We start from the raw sequence: 15,466 nt of genomic DNA on the forward strand, positions 1-15,466 counted from the left end.
GATCGATTTGGGTTGCGCGCGGGCGAGGACTATGGAACGACGAGCCCCATGAAGGGCGGCCCGCGCGCCGTTCCCCCCCCCTTTTTCCTATAGGTCAAGATGCATCCCTCCGCCCGGATCGCCGCCGCGATTGAAGTTCTCGACGATCTCGAAACCCGCCGTCGCCCGGCGAATGACGCCATGAAGGATTGGGGCCTCGCCCATCGCTTTGCAGGGTCCAAGGACAGGGCGGCCATCGCCTCGCTCGTCTATGACGCCCTGCGCCGCCGCGCCTCGGCGCGCTGGCTCATGAAATCCGAGACGCCTCGCGCGGAAATGATCGGCGCGCTGGTTCTTGCGCGCGGTTATTCGCCCGGCGAGATCGAAAGTCATTTCAGCGGCGAGGGCCATGCGCCGTCGCCTTTGAGCGCTGACGAGCGCGCGGCCCTCTCCGCAGCGGATCTCGCAGATGCGCCAGTCTGGGTTCGCGGCGATTTCCCCGAATGGCTGGCGCCTCAATTCGAGCGCGCCTTCGGCGAACGCGCGGCGGAAGAGGGCCGGGCGCTTTCCGCCCGCGCCCCGCTCGACCTGCGCGTCAACGCCCTGAAGACGACGCGGGAAAAAGCTCTTGAGGAACTAACGCATCTCGGCCCCTCGGCGTGCCGCTTCGCGCCGCTCGGCTTGAGAATTGCGCAGGCGCAGGACGGCCGCGCGCCGGCGCTCGCCGCCGAGCCGGCCTATGTGCGCGGCCTGGTCGAAATTCAGGATGAGGGCTCGCAGATCGCCGCGCGCCTCGCCCGCGCCGCGCCGGGCGAACAGGTGCTCGACCTTTGCGCCGGTGGCGGCGGCAAGAGCCTCGCCATGGCGGCGCAAATGGACAATAGCGGCCAGATCTACGCTACCGATACCGATGGGCGGCGGCTGACGCCGATCTTTGCGCGGCTGGATCGGGCAGGGGTTCGCAATGTGCAGGTGCGCGCGCCGCGCGGCCCGGCGCATGATCCGGTCGGCGATATCGCGGGAGCCTGCGATCTGGTGCTGGTCGACGCGCCTTGCACGGGCGTTGGCACGTGGCGGCGCAATCCCGACGCCAAATGGCGCATGCGTCCGGGCGCCCTGGAGCAGCGGATCAAGGCGCAGGACGAAGTCCTCGCCCGGGCCGCGCCCTTCGTAAAGCCGGGCGGGCGGCTGGTCTATGTCACCTGTTCGCTGCTGTGCGAGGAAAATGAGGATCGCGTGGCGGGTTTTCTCGCCGCCCATCCGGATTTTTCCGCCGAACCGGCTGAGGAAAGCCTGAAACGCGCGGGGCTGGACGCGCTGGCGGGAATCCAATCGCCGCATGGCCCTGGCCTGCGTCTCAGCCCGGCCCGGCATGACACTGACGGCTTTTACGCCGCCGTCCTTCTCCGCGCCGGAGTCTGACGCCCCGCTGGCGTCGCCCGGCTCAGGCTCGCGCGACGATTTTCAGGGACGATTCGCCGATGCGGCGCACCAGCGGCCGCAGGTCTTCGGCGATGCGCCAGTGCCCGTGGCGTCCGCCGCAGGCGTTGCTCGCCAGTTCGCCGCAAAAATTCGCCCGGGTCATGGTCGCGCATTGCAGTCGCGTCGCCAGGTCCGAAGGGCTCCTGATGTCGATCAGGGCGAAATTCCAGCGCTGGAGCTGAAAAGCCAGATTATTGACGGCGTGGACGAGCGAATCCTCATCGAGCGCGAACATGCGCTCGATGGTGAAGACGCCGCCGGCGGCGACGCCGATCAGGCCGGCGACCAAAACGCCATCGCGGCCACGCACCTCAAGGGAATGGGCGAATCCGGCGTCATAGAGATCGCCGAGCGCCATATCCAGCTCGGGCTTGCGCCAATGAGCCGGCTCCGCGCCGCCGCAGGCGGCGAGCACGACGTCAAAGGCTTCGTCGAGACTGACGCGTTCGCCTTCGGCGTCGCTTGCGGCGATGCCGCGCGGAAAATCCCACGGCCGCAGCACGGCGCGGGTGCTCGGAGCCCAGAGCGTCGGCGCCCCCATGAAATTGCGCAAGATCAGGCCGCGCGCATAGGCGTCGATCAGATATTCCGGCTCGAGCGAGGCGGCGAGCCCGCAGAAACCTTCAGGCGATTGTGCGGCGCGGGCCGGCGAGGGCATCTGATGCGCTGTCATCCAGTCATGAGTTATGCGCGCGAAGGCGAGGATCGCGGCGGGCAGGTTCTTTGGCGCGAGCCAATGGAGGGTCCCGCGCAATTTGCGCGAGAAGGCCGCAGCTGGCCGCTCCGCCAGCGTTTCCGCGCGCGCCTGGCGCCGTTTCGCGCGGCTGGGGGCGGGGCAATCGTTCTCGACGCCTTCGGCGAACAGTTCGGCGATTCGGGCGGCCCGCTGCTTCAAAGGCAATTGAGTCAGTTCAAAAAAACGGGGGTCGGACACTTCTGGCTCCCAGTATGACGCTGGGAAAGATTGCACGATCAAATTGCCGTCTGGTTTGGGCATTAACTAAATTGCGTCCTAAATGGCGTTAAGACTTTTGCCGTCGCCGCGGGAATTCGACCTTGCCGGAATGGCCGAATCGGACAAGTTTCCGACCTGTCCCGAGGGTTTTCCCTGCTACTCCGGGCTTGCGGCCGGCGGATTGAGGGACAGCGTCCGGAAAGGTCTTTTTTTGCGCGCAATTCCGGACTATCTGCGAAGAAAATGCGTCGAACTCGGCGCGCTCGCCGCTTCGGGCTCCTCACGCTCGCTTCCGCTTCCGCCTCGGACCCTGATGACCCAATTGAGATCGATTTTTGCCGGTCGCGGCGGCGATGCGTCGGGCGCCGCGCCCTTCGGCGCCTATGAGCGCATGCTCGCGTTGCGCTACATGCGCTCGCGCCGGAGCCGCTGGCTCCCCTCGGCCATCGCGGGGCTGTCGGTCACCGGCATCACCGTCGGCGTGATGGCGCTGATCGTGGTCATGTCGGTGATGAACGGCATGCGCGACGAGATGATTTCCAAGCTGATCGGCGTCAATGGTCATATTTTCGTCCAGCCGATCGACACGCCTCTCACCGATTACCGCGAACTGACCGATCAGCTCGCCACGATTCCGGGGGTGACGCTCGCCTTCCCGATGGTCGAGAACGCGGCGGGCATTTCCTCGCCCCAGCAGCAGACCGGCGCTTTGGTGCGCGGCGTGCAGGAGGCCGATCTCAAGCGCCTGCCCGGCATAGTCGGCAATGTGAAACAGGGGACGCTGGAGCATTTCGACGATGAGGTCGGCGTGGTGATCGGCCAGAGGATGGCCGAAGTGCTGGGCGTGCAGGTCGGAGACAAGGTCTCTATTCTCACCGCGCGCGGCGCCCAGACGCCATTTGGCATGACGCCCCGGCTCAAGGCCTATCCGGTCAAGGCGATCTTCCAGTCCGGCCTGTTCGATTTCGATCAGCTGATCGTGTTCATCCCGCTGGCTGAGGCCCAGGCCTTTTTCGACCGCCCCAACGAGGTCAACATCATCGAGGGATTCGTCGCCCATCCCGACAAGGTCGACGACGTGCGCACCGAAATCGTCCAGAAGATCACCCGGCCGATCATGCTCACCGACTGGCGCCAGCGCTACAAGAGCTTCTTCGACGTTCTGAAGGTGGAGAGCGACGCCATTTTCCTGATTCTGGCGATCATTGTCGCCGTCGCCTCGCTGCTGATCGTGCAGGGGCTGATCCTGCTGGTGAAGGACAAGGGGCGTGACATCGCCATCCTGCGCACCATGGGCGCGACCCGCGGGGCGATCCTGCGAATCTTCATCCTGACCGGCCTGTCGATCGGAGCGACCGGCGCAGTGCTGGGCGTGGCCCTGGGCGTGCCGCTCGCGCTGCAGCTCGAAAGCATCAGGGCGTTCATCAATAGCGTGTTCGGCCTCAATCTTTTTCCCGCCGACATCTATCATCTCTCGCAACTGCCCTCGTCGCTCGACCCGCACGAAGTGGTCGGCGTCGCGATCATGACCCTGTGCCTGTCCTTCTTCGCCACGCTCTATCCCGCGTGGCGGGCCGCGCGGCTAGACCCGGTGGAGGCGCTTCGCCATGAGTGACGTCACGCAAGAAGCCGGGGCGAGGGCCGCCAGCCAGGAGATCTCGCCGACCCTGAGACTCGAGGGCGTCGTGCGCCGCTACCGCGAGGGCGACGGCTATCTGGAAATTCTCAAGGGAGTCGACGGCGTGCTCTGGCCGCATCAGGCGGTTGCGCTCGTGGCGCCGTCCGGCGTCGGCAAATCCACTTTGCTTCACATTGCCGGACTGCTTGAGCGGCCGGACGGCGGCGAGGTCGTGATCGATGGGTTGCCGACTTCCACGCTCAGCGATTCGCAGCGCACCGCCCTGCGCCGCAACCGAATCGGCTTCGTCTATCAGTTCCACCATCTGCTGCCGGAATTCACCGCGGCGGAAAATGTCATGACGCCGCAGATGATCGCGGGCTTGCCGGCTGTCGAGGCGCGACGTCGCGCGCTCGAACTGCTCGATTATCTCGGCCTCGCCGCGCGCGCGAATCACAGGCCTTCGGAAATGTCGGGCGGCGAGCAGCAGCGGGTCGCGATCGCGCGCGCGGTCGCCAATGCGCCGGCTCTCCTGCTGGCCGACGAGCCGACCGGCAATCTCGACCCGGAGACGGCCGATCGCGTCTTCACGGCTTTGATGTCGCTGGTGAAGGCGACCGGCCTCTCCGCGCTGATCGCGACGCATAACCTCGAGCTCGCGACGCGGATGGACCGGAGAGTGACGCTGCGCAACGGACTTCTGGTCGAGTTGCCCTGACCCTGCAACTGTCCGGCGAGGCAGTCGCTCGCGGCCGGCGGTCGCGGGGCGCTGGCAAAGTGGGCGATTTCAAGGCGTTGACCTGCCGCGCCTTGTTCTCGTGGAAAAATTGTCCACAAGAAGAAATCGAACTTATCCACAGGCTTTTAATCTGTAAGAATTTGTTTTCGCGATCCTTGTGGCCTTGGAAGAAATATTTTCAGAAGATTTTGCCAAACGGAACATAAGCAGAATATAATTAGAACATCTGTTCGGGCGGGTTATCCACCGCATTTTGGCGCGCAAACTTTTCGGCAATGCCGCCGGACGCGACAAGACCAGAGGCCTTGGCTATGCTGGTGGCTATTCTGCGGCTACGGGGAGGGTTGGAATGATTGACGAGACGATCGCGAAGGTCGGCTTCGTCCATCTTCACGTCCACACCGCCTTTTCGCTGCGTGAGGGCGCGCTTCCGGTCGGCAGGCTGCTGAAGCTGGCCACAGCCGACGCCATGCCGGCGGTGGCCGTCACCGACGCTAATAATCTGTTCGGCGCGCTCGAAGTTTCAGAGAAATTCGCCAAGGATGGCGTGCAGCCCATCGCTGGCTGCCAGCTGACGGTGGAATTCGGCGACGGCGAGGCTTTGCGCACGCGCGGCGAGATTCCGCCCGCCGACGCCGGCCGAGGCAATATCGTTCTGCTCGCCCAGAGCGAGCAGGGCTATTCCAATCTCATGCGGCTGGTCTCGCAGGCCTGGCTGGAGGTCGAGGCCGGCGAGACGCCGCATGTCGGAATTGCGCAGCTCGCAGAGGCGAGCGAAGGGCTGATAGCTCTGAGCGGCGGCCCGACGGGACCGCTCGATCGCGCCTTTCTGCTCGACAAGCCGGACGTCGCCTGGGCGCGACTGGGGGCTCTCGCGCCGCTGTACCCGACGCGATTTTACGTCGAATTGCAAAGGCACGGGCTGGAGAGCGAGCAGCAGGTCGAGCCCTTGCTGCTGGACCTCGCCTATCGCGAGGAGCTTCCTCTCGTTGCGACCAACGAGCCTTTTTTCGCCAGCGCGGCGGATTACGAGGCCCATGACGCGCTGACCTGTATCGCGGACGGCACGGTCGTCGGGCAGGACAACCGCCGAAGGCTGACGCCCGAACATCGCTTCAAGACCCGCGCGGAAATGGTCGCGCTCTTCGCCGATCTGCCCGAGGCGACGCAAAACAGCGTCGAAATCGCCATGCGCTGCGCCTATCGGCCGCGCACGCGCAAGCCGATCCTGCCGAATTTCACGCAGGGGACCGACGAGGCGGCGGAATTGCGCGCCCAGGCCGAGGCTGGACTGACCGCGCGGCTGGCGGCCCATGGCCCGGCGCCCGGGCAGACCGAGGAGGATTACCGCAACCGGCTCGCCTTCGAGCTGTCGATCATCGAAGGGATGAAATTCCCCGGCTACTTCCTCATCGTCTCGGACTTCATCAAATGGGCCAAGTCGAAGGGAATTCCGGTCGGGCCCGGGCGTGGTTCGGGCGCCGGCTCGCTGGTCGCCTACGCCCTGACCATCACCGACCTCGATCCGATCCGCTTTTCCCTGCTGTTCGAACGCTTTCTCAATCCCGAACGCGTCTCGATGCCGGATTTCGACATCGACTTCTGCCAGACCCGGCGCGACGAGGTGATCGCCTATGTGCGTGAGCGCTACGGCAAGGACCGGGTCGCGCAGATCATCACTTTCGGCTCGTTTCTGGCGCGCGGCGTGCTGCGCAATGTCGGGCGCGTGCTGGAAATGCCGCTCGGGCTCGTCGACAAGCTCGCCAAGCTGGTGCCGCAGAATCCCGCCGCGCCGATCACGCTGCAGCAGGCTATCGACACCGAGCCGCGCCTGAAGGAGGCTGCCGAGCAGGATTCGCGCGTGCGGCAATTGCTGGAGATCGCGCGCAAGTTGGAAGGGCTTTATTCCAACGCTTCGACCCATGCGGCGGGCATCGTGATCGGCGACCGTCCGCTCGACCAGCTGACGCCGCTCTATCGCGATCCGAAATCGGACATGCCGGCGACCCAATATAATATGAAATGGGTCGAGCAGGCGGGGCTGGTCAAATTCGACTTTCTGGGCCTGAAGACCCTCACCACGCTCTCGACCTGCGTGGCTTTGCTCAAGCAGCGCGGGGTCGAAGTCGATCTGGCCAAGATCCCGCTCGACGACAAGAAAACTTTCGACATGCTCGGGCGCGGCGAGACTGTCGGCGTGTTCCAGCTGGAAAGCGCGGGCATGCGCAAGGCTCTGGCCGAAATGCGCGCTGACCGGTTCGAGGACATCATCGCTCTGGTCGCGCTCTATCGCCCCGGCCCGATGGCGAACATCCCGACTTATTGCGCGGTGAAGCTCGGCGAGGAGGACGCCGATTACATCCATCCCAAGATCGAGCCGGTGCTGAAGGAAACTTTCGGCGTCATTATTTATCAAGAGCAGGTGATGCAGATCGCGCAGATCCTGTCCGGCTATTCTCTCGGCGAGGCGGACATGCTCCGCCGCGCCATGGGCAAGAAGATCAAGGCGGAGATGGACGCCCAACGCGCGCGGTTCGTCGACGGCGCCATGAAGGGCGGTCTCGAAAAGGCCAAGGCCGACGAAATCTTCGATCTGCTGGCGAAATTCGCCGATTACGGCTTCAACAAGAGCCATGCGGCGGCCTATGCGCTGGTCGCCTATCAGACCGCCTGGTGCAAGGCCAATCATCCGGTCGAGTTCCTCGCCGCCTCGATGACGCTCGACAAGAGCAATACCGACAAGCTGGCGGAATTCCGCAATGAGGCCATCCGGCTCCGCGTCCGGATCGAGCCGCCCTCGGTCAACAGGTCCGGCGTCGATTTCGACGTCCATCGCGATTCCGACGGCGAATTGACGATCCGCTACGCGCTTTCCGCGGTGAAAGGGGTTGGCGAGGGGCAGGCCGGCGCTCTGGTCGCCGTGCGCGGGGACAGGCCCTTCCGCGATCTGTCCGATCTCGCCAAAAGGCTCAACCCGCGCGAGGTCAACAAGAAGGTTCTGGAGGCTTTGGCCGCCGCGGGAGGGTTCGACGAGATCGAGCGCGACCGCGCCCGCGCCTTCGCGGCGGTGGAGCAGATACTCGGCCTCGCCAATCGGGCGCAGGAGGATCATCTCATCGGCCAGACCGGCCTGTTCGGCGCCGGCGAGCCCGAGGCGCTGCGTTTGACGCAATATGAAAACTGGTCGGCGGAAGAGCGTCTGCGCCGCGAATTCGAGGCGATCGGTTTTTTCGTCTCCGGCCATCCGCTCGACGCCTATCAGAAGGTTCTGGAGCGGCTCAAGGTCATGAGCTGGGCGCCTTTCGTGCGCAGCGTGAAGCTGGGCGCCGTCGCCAACCGCCTCGCGGCGACCGTGCTCGACCGCGCCGAGCGCCGCACCAAGTCCGGCAACAAGATGGGCATCGTGACCCTGTCCGACCCCACCGGCCAATATGAGGCGATCCTGTTTCAGGAGGGCCTGAACCAATATCGTGATCTGCTGGAGAAGGGCGCCTGCGTGCTGGTCACGATTCAGGCCAATGTCGAAGGCGAGGACGTCCGCGCGCGCATCACCATGGTCGAAAAGCTCGATGAGGCCGCGGCGCGCATCCAGAAGGGGCTGCGCATCACCCTGCGCGATTCCTCGCCGTTGCCGAAGCTTTCGGAAAAACTGAAGGGTCGGCCCGAAGGCGAGGTGTTTCTGGTGCTCCGTCTTGACGCCCCGGAGCGCGAAGTCGAGATCAAGCTCCCCGGCCGCTATCCGATCAACCCGCAGGCGTCGGGCGCCATCAAGGCGATTCCGGGCGTGGCGGAAGTAGAGTTGGTGTAGGGTGTGGCTTCGCGGGAACGCCCGGTGGTTTTCTCCAAGCTGCGGCTGGACAGGGCTTGGGTGTTTTAACTAGCTTGTCGCCAGCAATGCCCCGGGAATGGCCGCGATGACGTCCGTCGATACAATAACTCCAGAGCGCTTCCGCTTTTCCTCGCGCGCGGCCGCCTTTTTCTCGCATCTCCGATATTCGCTGCAAAATATCGCCTTTCTGTTCGGCGTTTTCGGGCTGCTCGCCGGAGGCGTCTGGCTATGGCTGCCCTTCATCCTTTTCGTCATCACTATCCTTATCGGCAACGTCAAATTCAGGCTCGATATTACCGAGCCTGAAAACCCGCCCTACGCCCTACATGATTTCCTGCTGCGCGCAGCTTTGCCGCTGCTGCTGACCAATGCGATCCTGTTCGCGCATTATTTCACTAATGCGGACCCCTTCCACATCGTCGCCGGGCTGAAGCATGTCGGCGTCAATCTCGACGCGGCGCGAGCCTCGACCAATCTCGGCGATCGGATCCTCGGCGTTTTCGCCCAGGGCTTTTACTGGGGAATCGGCCAGACGGCGGGGCACGAGCTCTGCCATCGCCTCAATTCACGGCTCGATCTCGAACTCGCGCGCTGGATCGGCGGACTGGCCCTTGACCCTGTGTTTCACCTCCATCACCCCTTCTGCCACCATCGCCACATCGGCCTGCTGCGCGATCCGGGCACGGCGAGGCGCGGCGACAATCTCTATGGCTTCACGATCCGTTGCGCCGTCGGCAGCACGCTTTACGCCGCGCGGGCCGAAGCCGAGCGCATGCGCCGGACCAATCGCCCCGTTTTTTCGCTTCACAACAGATTCGTCACCGCCTGGGGCATTTGCATCCTTTACCTGGGCGTCTTTGTCGCCATCGCTGGTCCGGCTGGCGGGTTGGCCTTTCTCGTCGCGGGCGGTTTCAGCCGGCTGCTGCTCGAAAGCACCGCCTATGTCGAGCATTACGGGCTCTTCCGGCTCGAAGGCGAACGCATCAACAACCGCCTGAGCTGGGACGTCTATACGTTCTTCAGCAATGCGATCCTCTACAATGTCGCCCGGCACACGGATCATCACCTTCATCCGCTGCGCCACTGCGCCGATCTGAAGATTGACCCGGGAGCGCCGCGCCTTAATCACGGCTATATCGCGCTGGTGTTGATTTCGCTCGTCCCGCCGCTCTATTGGCGCATCATGCAGCCGCATCTCGACGCCTGGGACCGCGAATTCGCAACGCCAGCCGAACTCGCCTATATGCGCGAACATAATATTCCTCACGCCGAACCCCTTCCGGCGGACTGACCTTCTCGACGCCGAGGGCAGCGCCGGCGGCGCGGCCGGGCGGGCGCAATGGCGGCCTCGCGGAAAATGGGCATAATGGCGGACTCGGAGAAGCAGGCGGTTTGTTGCTCCGCACGACTTGCGCAGTTGAAGCCATGACCTCTGTCCGCCTCAAGGCAATCGTGTTTCTCCTGCTTGCCTCAATTGCGGGCCCGGCGATGGGCGAGCGAGGCTCCCATCTCTCGCGGGGCTACCGGCCTCATTTTCCGCACCGCAATTTTCCGCGCGTGCTGCCAGGCCCCACCATCGTTCCGAATATCATCCTGCCGGCGCCGCCCGCCGGCATGCCGATGGCGCCGGACATGCCGCCCGCGTCCGGGTCGGCGCCTTTTCGCGAACCATCCTATTCAGGCGTGGCGCCCTCCCTGTCGCAAGGGATGGTGATGACCATCGACAAGATAGTGTCGGATCAGCACGGGCCCGAGGACGCGCGATCCTCCTCGCCAGTGACCCGTCCGATCGAGGCGGCGCGGGCGCTGGCGAAATGCTGGGCGCCGCCCATTCCGGCGAAAGGAGAGACAGTCGAGGTCACGATCCGATTCGGCTTCGACAGCGGCGGTTCGGTGCGCTGGCCGCCCCGGATCACCTATGTGAAAGCGGCGCAGGGATCGTCGCAGGATGTGGTGCGGACCTCGATCCTCGATGCGCTCAAGGCCTGCACGCCCTTGAATTTCACGAAATCCATGGCGGCCAGCGCGCCGGGCTATCCTTTGACCATTCGCTTCATCGGCCGGCGCGGCGAAGACTCCCAGTCCCCCGGCGACCGCCGCTGAGTGGCCCGGAGCCAGGGCGGAGAGCAGGAAATTCTCGATCCGCCTTGCCAAACGGCCCCGGCTGCTATAGGAGGGCCGTCCATCCCACACGCGAATTCAGGCGGGCCTGTTTCAAGGTTTCGCTCCGGTGGCCGCAAGGCCCGAAAATTCGCGGAGGTCTAACCGGAGAATAGTTTTATGTCGCTTCCCGATTTTTCCATGCGCGGCCTTCTCGAAGTCGGCGCTCATTTCGGTCACCAGTCGCATCGCTGGAATCCGAAAATGGCCCCCTACATCTTCGGCACCCGCAATAACATCCACGTCATCGATCTCGCCCAGACCGTGCCGCTGCTGCATCAGGCGCTGAAGGCCGTGTCGGACACCGTGGCCAAGGGCGGCCGCGTGCTGTTCGTCGGCACCAAGCGCCAGGCGCAGGAGCAGATCGCCGACGCCGCCAAGCGTTCCGCGCAATATTACATCAACTCCCGCTGGCTGGGCGGCATGCTCACCAACTGGAAGACCATTTCGGCCTCGATCCAGCGCCTGCGCAAGCTCGACGACCAGTTGGGCGCCGGCGCCTCCGGCTTGACCAAGAAAGAGCGCCTGATGCTCTCGCGCGAGCGCGAGAAGCTGGAAAAGGCTCTTGGCGGCATCAAGGATATGGGCGGCGTCCCAGACCTGATCTTCGTCATCGACACCAACAAGGAGCAGTTGGCGATCAAGGAAGCGGCCCGCCTGCACATTCCGGTTGCGGCCATCCTCGACACCAATTGCGATCCGGACGGCATCACCTTCCCGATCCCGGGCAATGACGACGCCGGCCGCGCCATCGCGCTCTATTGCGACCTGATCGCCCGCGCCGCGCTCGACGGCATTTCCCGCAGCCAGGGTTCGCTCGGCCTCGACACCGGCGCCTTCGAGGAGCCCACCGTTGGCGAATTGCCCGCCGACGCCGAAATCGGCGAAGCCGCGGCCGACCAGTTCGAACTGCTGACCGCGCCGCGCGGCGCCCCCGACGACCTGTCCAAGCTGGCTGGCGTCGGCCCGCAGGTCGAGAAGAAGCTGAACGAAGCCGGCCTGTTCCATTACTGGCAGTTCGCGGCCATGACCGCCGAGGATTCCCAGAAGGTCGACGCCGATCTGAAGCTGAACGGCAAGGTCGGCGGCTGGGTCGAACAGGCGCGCGGCCTCATCGCCGGCTGATCCAAACCTTCAGCTGGGAGATTCGCGGCGCGCCGGGTCCTGCTTGGCGCGCCGTCCTTTTGAATGGGCGACTGACGCTCGTCGATTGTCTTCCAGTTTTCACATTTTCCCGATTTTCATACGGCAGAGGCGCCAGAGCGCCGGCCTTAAACCCTGAAGGAAACGTTTCCATGGCCAATATCACCGCCGCGATGGTGAAAGACCTGCGCGAAAAGACCGGCGCGGGCATGATGGACTGCAAGGGCGCGCTCAATGAGACGGGCGGCGACATCGAGGCGGCTGTCGATTGGCTGCGCAAAAAAGGCCTGTCCAAGGCCGCCAAGAAGTCCGGCCGCGTCGCGGCTGAAGGCCTGGTCGGCGTCGCCGTGCATGGCGAGAAGGGCGTGGCCGTCGAAGTCAATTCCGAAACCGATTTCGTCGCCCGCAACGAGGAATTCCAGGCTCTGGTCAAGACCATCGCGCTGGTCGCGGTGGAAAAGGGCGAGACCGACGTCGAAGCCCTCAAGAACCAGCATTATCCGGGCGGTGCCGGCACCGTCGCCGACGCGATCTCCAACGCCATCGCCACCATCGGCGAGAACATGACCCTGCGCCGCGTTTCCGCGCTCAGCGTCTCGCAGGGCGTGATCGGCCAGTATGTCCATAATTCGATCGGCGACGGCCTCGGCAAGATCGGCGTCATCGTCGCGCTGGAATCGACCGGCGACAAGGAACAACTGACCGAACTCGGCCGCAAGATCTCCATGCATGTCGCCGCCGCCGGTCCGCTGGCGCTGGACGCCGCCGGCATCGACCCGGCCGTGCTGGAGCGCGAGAAGAACGTGCTGCGCGAGAAGAACGCCGGCAAGCCGGATCATGTGCTGGAAAAGATCGTCGAATCCGGCCTGAAGACCTATTTCAAGGAAGTCACGCTGCTCGAGCAGCCCTATATCCACGACAATGGCAAGACCGTGTCGCAGGCTGTCGCCGAAGCCGCCAAGACCGTCGGCGCCCCCGTGGCTCTGAAGGGCTTCGTCCGCTATGCGCTCGGAGAAGGCATCGAGAAGCAGGAATCGGATTTCGCGGCGGAGGTCGCGGCGGCGGTTTCGGGCGAAGCCTGAGTACAGGCTTCACTCTCATTTCAGGGAAAGGCGGCCGCATTGGCCGCCTTTTTCATTTGTGTAAATCGAAGGGCAGGGCGTCGGCGCGGGCGTGGATGATGGCGTCGCGGTCGGCGTAAATCCTTTTCCAGCCGGGGCGGGCGTCGAGCGTCCGCACGACGGCGGAGGTCGGCGGGAAGATCGTCCAGACGATCGCGTCCTTCTCGATCGCGGCGTCGAGCGCCTTGGCGTTTCCGGCGGCGATGCGGTCGAAATTGTCGAGGAAAGCGTCGCCGAACAGATCCGCGCGGCCATCGACATAGGGCCTGACGCCCGAAAAGATCAGATAGCCGCCGAAGTCGTAATGATTGAGCACGGGACGCGCGCGCAGTTCGGACGGAACAGCGGCGACGGCGGAGATGGGGGCCATCGGGCCGTCTTCGCGTGCGACCGGAATGGCGAGCCGCAAACTGGCCAGCGCGACGAAAAGCGCGAGCGCTAGCGCCGCTTGAACATGGGTCAAGCTGCGTGGAGCATCCGGCTCTTGCGCCTGGGTTTCGGGCGTTTTCGCCAAGGCTTCGGCGATCGGGCGGGCGAGGATCATCGGGGCCAGCAGCCCGAGCAGCATTCCGTGCCGCGTATGATGCAGGGCGAGGTGGATCAGGCCGATCAGCAGCAGCAGCCGCACCGGCGCCACGCGCAGCGGACGAAGCAGTGCGAAGCCGAGCAGGGCGAACAACGCGATTTCCATTGGCCCGACGTGATCGAAGGCTTCCGGCCGCCATTCGCCAACGCCCGCGAGGCTTTTCTGGCCCATCAGTCGGATCGGGAACAGCAGGGCCTCGATCCCCAGCGGGTTGATCAAAGCCGCGCCGACCGCCAGCACGCTGAACAGAATCCAGCCGCGCGTGGAGGCGATCCTTTTCTCCGAGGGGGCGGCCAGCACGGCTTCGAGCGCGAAGGGGCCGATCAGGGCGAGGCCGAAGATGAAGCTGCCATGCAGATTTGACCACAGCGTCATCACCGGCAGCAGAGCCAGCGAAGGCGCTTCGTCCCTGTCGCGCGCGGAAAGCAGTCCGGCGGCCCATGCGGCGAGTGCGGGCAAGGCGAAGACATGCGGACGGGCCAGCAGGCTGCCGGCGACGAGGCTGAAACCGAGCGCCGCGACGCAGAGCAGGGCGGCTCCGTCGAGATCGCGGGCCAGTCGGCGGATGAAGATGAAAATCGTCGCCGCGACCGCCGCTGCAGTCAAGACCACCACGCCGCTCCAGCCGCCCAGGCGGAAGCTGAGCGCCAGCAGGACCTCTGACAGCCATTCATGGGCCGTCCACGGCGCGCCGCCAAAGCTGAAAGTGAAGGGATCGATGGTCGGAACGGCGCGATGGGCGAGGATCCAGTCGCCCGCCGCAATATGCCAGAATGTGTCGCCATCGTTGAGGATGGCGGGCGACAGCAGGGTGAGGGAGAAGATGAGCAAAGCCGCCGCGGCGGGCGTCCATGCGCTGCGGCCGATGGATCCGGCGGGGGAGGCGGCGGTCAGTGGCAGGGCTGCAAAGGTCATGAGGCGAATTCGAGGCTCGTCGCGGCGACAATGGGGAGAGCGTAGGCGGAAGGCGGTAAAGAAAGGGCTGCGAAAGGCCGATGCGGGATTCCCATACCGGCGATTCCAAAGATTGCCGCGATGCTTTAGAAGCGGGACGCGGCCGCTCGAATCGCGGCCCGCGCAAGGAGCCCGGCATGAACGCTTCGCCTCAAACCCCGAAATGGAAACGCGTGGTGGTGAAACTGTCGGGCGAGGCCCTTCAGGGCGGCCAGACCCACGGCCTCGATTCCGCTACTCTGGAGCGGATCGCGGGCGATCTTGACGCGGCGGCGGGACTTGGCGTCGAGATTGCGGTGGTTGTCGGCGGCGGCAATTTCTTCCGCGGCATCCAGGGCGCCGACAAGGGCATCGAGCGCGCCCGCGCCGATTCCATCGGAATGCTGGCGACCGTCATGAACGCGTTGGCCATCGAATATGCGCTGGAAAAGCTCGGCCGGCCGGCGCGCGCGCTCTCCGCCGTGGCCATGCCTTCGGTCTGCGAGCCCTATTCGCGCCAGGCTGCGCTGCATCATCTCTCCAAGGGCCGCGTCGCGATTCTCGCCGGCGGAACCGGCAATCCCTTCTTCACGACGGATACGGGCGCAGCCTTGCGCGGCGCGGAATTGTCCTGCGACGCCATCATGAAGGCGACCCAGGTGGACGGCATCTATACTGCCGACCCCAAGAAGGACCCCAAGGCGACGCGCTACGAGAGCCTGACGCATGACGAAGCGATCGCGAAAAACCTCGCCGTGATGGATACCGCGGCCTTTGCACTTGCGAGGGAGAACCGGATTCCGATAATCGTGTTCTCGATCGCCTCGCCGCGCGCCATCACAGAGGCGCTGTCGGGGCAGGGCAAGGCGACAATCGTCGTTCCGTGACGAAAAAGCCGGGCCTGGCGCATTTGGCGATAGC

At 64.7% G+C, this 15,466-nt stretch carries 11 protein-coding genes; 9 read left to right on the forward strand and 2 right to left on the reverse strand.

The features are described from left to right. Window positions 1-99 precede the first annotated feature (99 nt). Entirely contained in the window at window positions 100-1,401 is a 1,302-nt protein-coding gene (locus QM467_RS03550; RefSeq protein WP_283364919.1) for an RsmB/NOP family class I SAM-dependent RNA methyltransferase, read from the forward strand. Window positions 1,402-1,423: 22 nt separating this feature from the next. Here QM467_RS03550 and QM467_RS03555 read toward each other — a convergent pair whose 3' ends face one another. Continuing rightward, complete coding sequence (locus QM467_RS03555; protein ID WP_283364920.1) at window positions 1,424-2,395, reverse strand: hypothetical protein; 972 nt, start codon at window positions 2,393-2,395, stop codon at window positions 1,424-1,426. A gap of 334 nt (window positions 2,396-2,729) precedes the next feature. Between QM467_RS03555 and QM467_RS03560 the strand changes: the two genes are divergently transcribed. From QM467_RS03560 to tsf, 7 genes are all read left to right on the forward strand, one after another. Beyond that, complete coding sequence (locus QM467_RS03560) at window positions 2,730-4,031, forward strand: lipoprotein-releasing ABC transporter permease subunit (protein WP_283364921.1); 1,302 nt, start codon at window positions 2,730-2,732, stop codon at window positions 4,029-4,031. Beyond that, window positions 4,024-4,752 carry an ABC transporter ATP-binding protein gene (locus QM467_RS03565; protein WP_283364922.1) on the forward strand — a complete coding sequence of 243 codons (729 nt, stop codon included), beginning with the start codon at window positions 4,024-4,026 and terminating at the stop codon, window positions 4,750-4,752. The genes QM467_RS03560 and QM467_RS03565 overlap by 8 nt, the downstream gene beginning before the upstream one ends. Window positions 4,753-5,122: 370 nt before the next feature. Then, window positions 5,123-8,581, forward strand: coding sequence for a DNA polymerase III subunit alpha (gene dnaE, locus QM467_RS03570; RefSeq protein ID WP_283364923.1), 3,459 nt, complete (start codon window positions 5,123-5,125; stop codon window positions 8,579-8,581). Between the two features lie 106 nt (window positions 8,582-8,687). Continuing rightward, on the forward strand, window positions 8,688-9,893 hold the full coding sequence (locus tag QM467_RS03575) for a fatty acid desaturase (protein WP_283364924.1): 1,206 nt from the start codon (window positions 8,688-8,690) through the stop codon (window positions 9,891-9,893). 134 nt (window positions 9,894-10,027) lie between these two features. Continuing rightward, complete coding sequence (locus tag QM467_RS03580) at window positions 10,028-10,705, forward strand: hypothetical protein (protein WP_283364925.1); 678 nt, start codon at window positions 10,028-10,030, stop codon at window positions 10,703-10,705. A 177-nt stretch (window positions 10,706-10,882) separates the two neighbouring features. Continuing rightward, window positions 10,883-11,887: a 30S ribosomal protein S2 gene (locus QM467_RS03585; RefSeq protein ID WP_283364926.1), complete on the forward strand. Its 1,005-nt coding sequence runs from the start codon at window positions 10,883-10,885 to the stop codon at window positions 11,885-11,887. A 170-nt stretch (window positions 11,888-12,057) separates the two neighbouring features. After that, window positions 12,058-12,987, forward strand: a complete 930-nt coding sequence (gene tsf, locus QM467_RS03590; RefSeq protein ID WP_283364927.1) for a translation elongation factor Ts — start codon at window positions 12,058-12,060, stop codon at window positions 12,985-12,987. 52 nt (window positions 12,988-13,039) lie between these two features. Here tsf and QM467_RS03595 read toward each other — a convergent pair whose 3' ends face one another. Further along, on the reverse strand, window positions 13,040-14,527 hold the full coding sequence (locus tag QM467_RS03595; protein WP_283364928.1) for a hypothetical protein: 1,488 nt from the start codon (window positions 14,525-14,527) through the stop codon (window positions 13,040-13,042). Window positions 14,528-14,703: 176 nt separating this feature from the next. Between QM467_RS03595 and pyrH the strand changes: the two genes are divergently transcribed. Then, entirely contained in the window at window positions 14,704-15,432 is a 729-nt protein-coding gene (gene pyrH, locus QM467_RS03600; RefSeq protein ID WP_283364929.1) for a UMP kinase, read from the forward strand. The last annotated feature ends 34 nt before the right edge of the window (window positions 15,433-15,466 follow it).

It is taken from the genome of Rhodoblastus sp. 17X3 (assembly GCF_030056575.1).
GTDB lineage: Bacteria > Pseudomonadota > Alphaproteobacteria > Rhizobiales > Beijerinckiaceae > Rhodoblastus.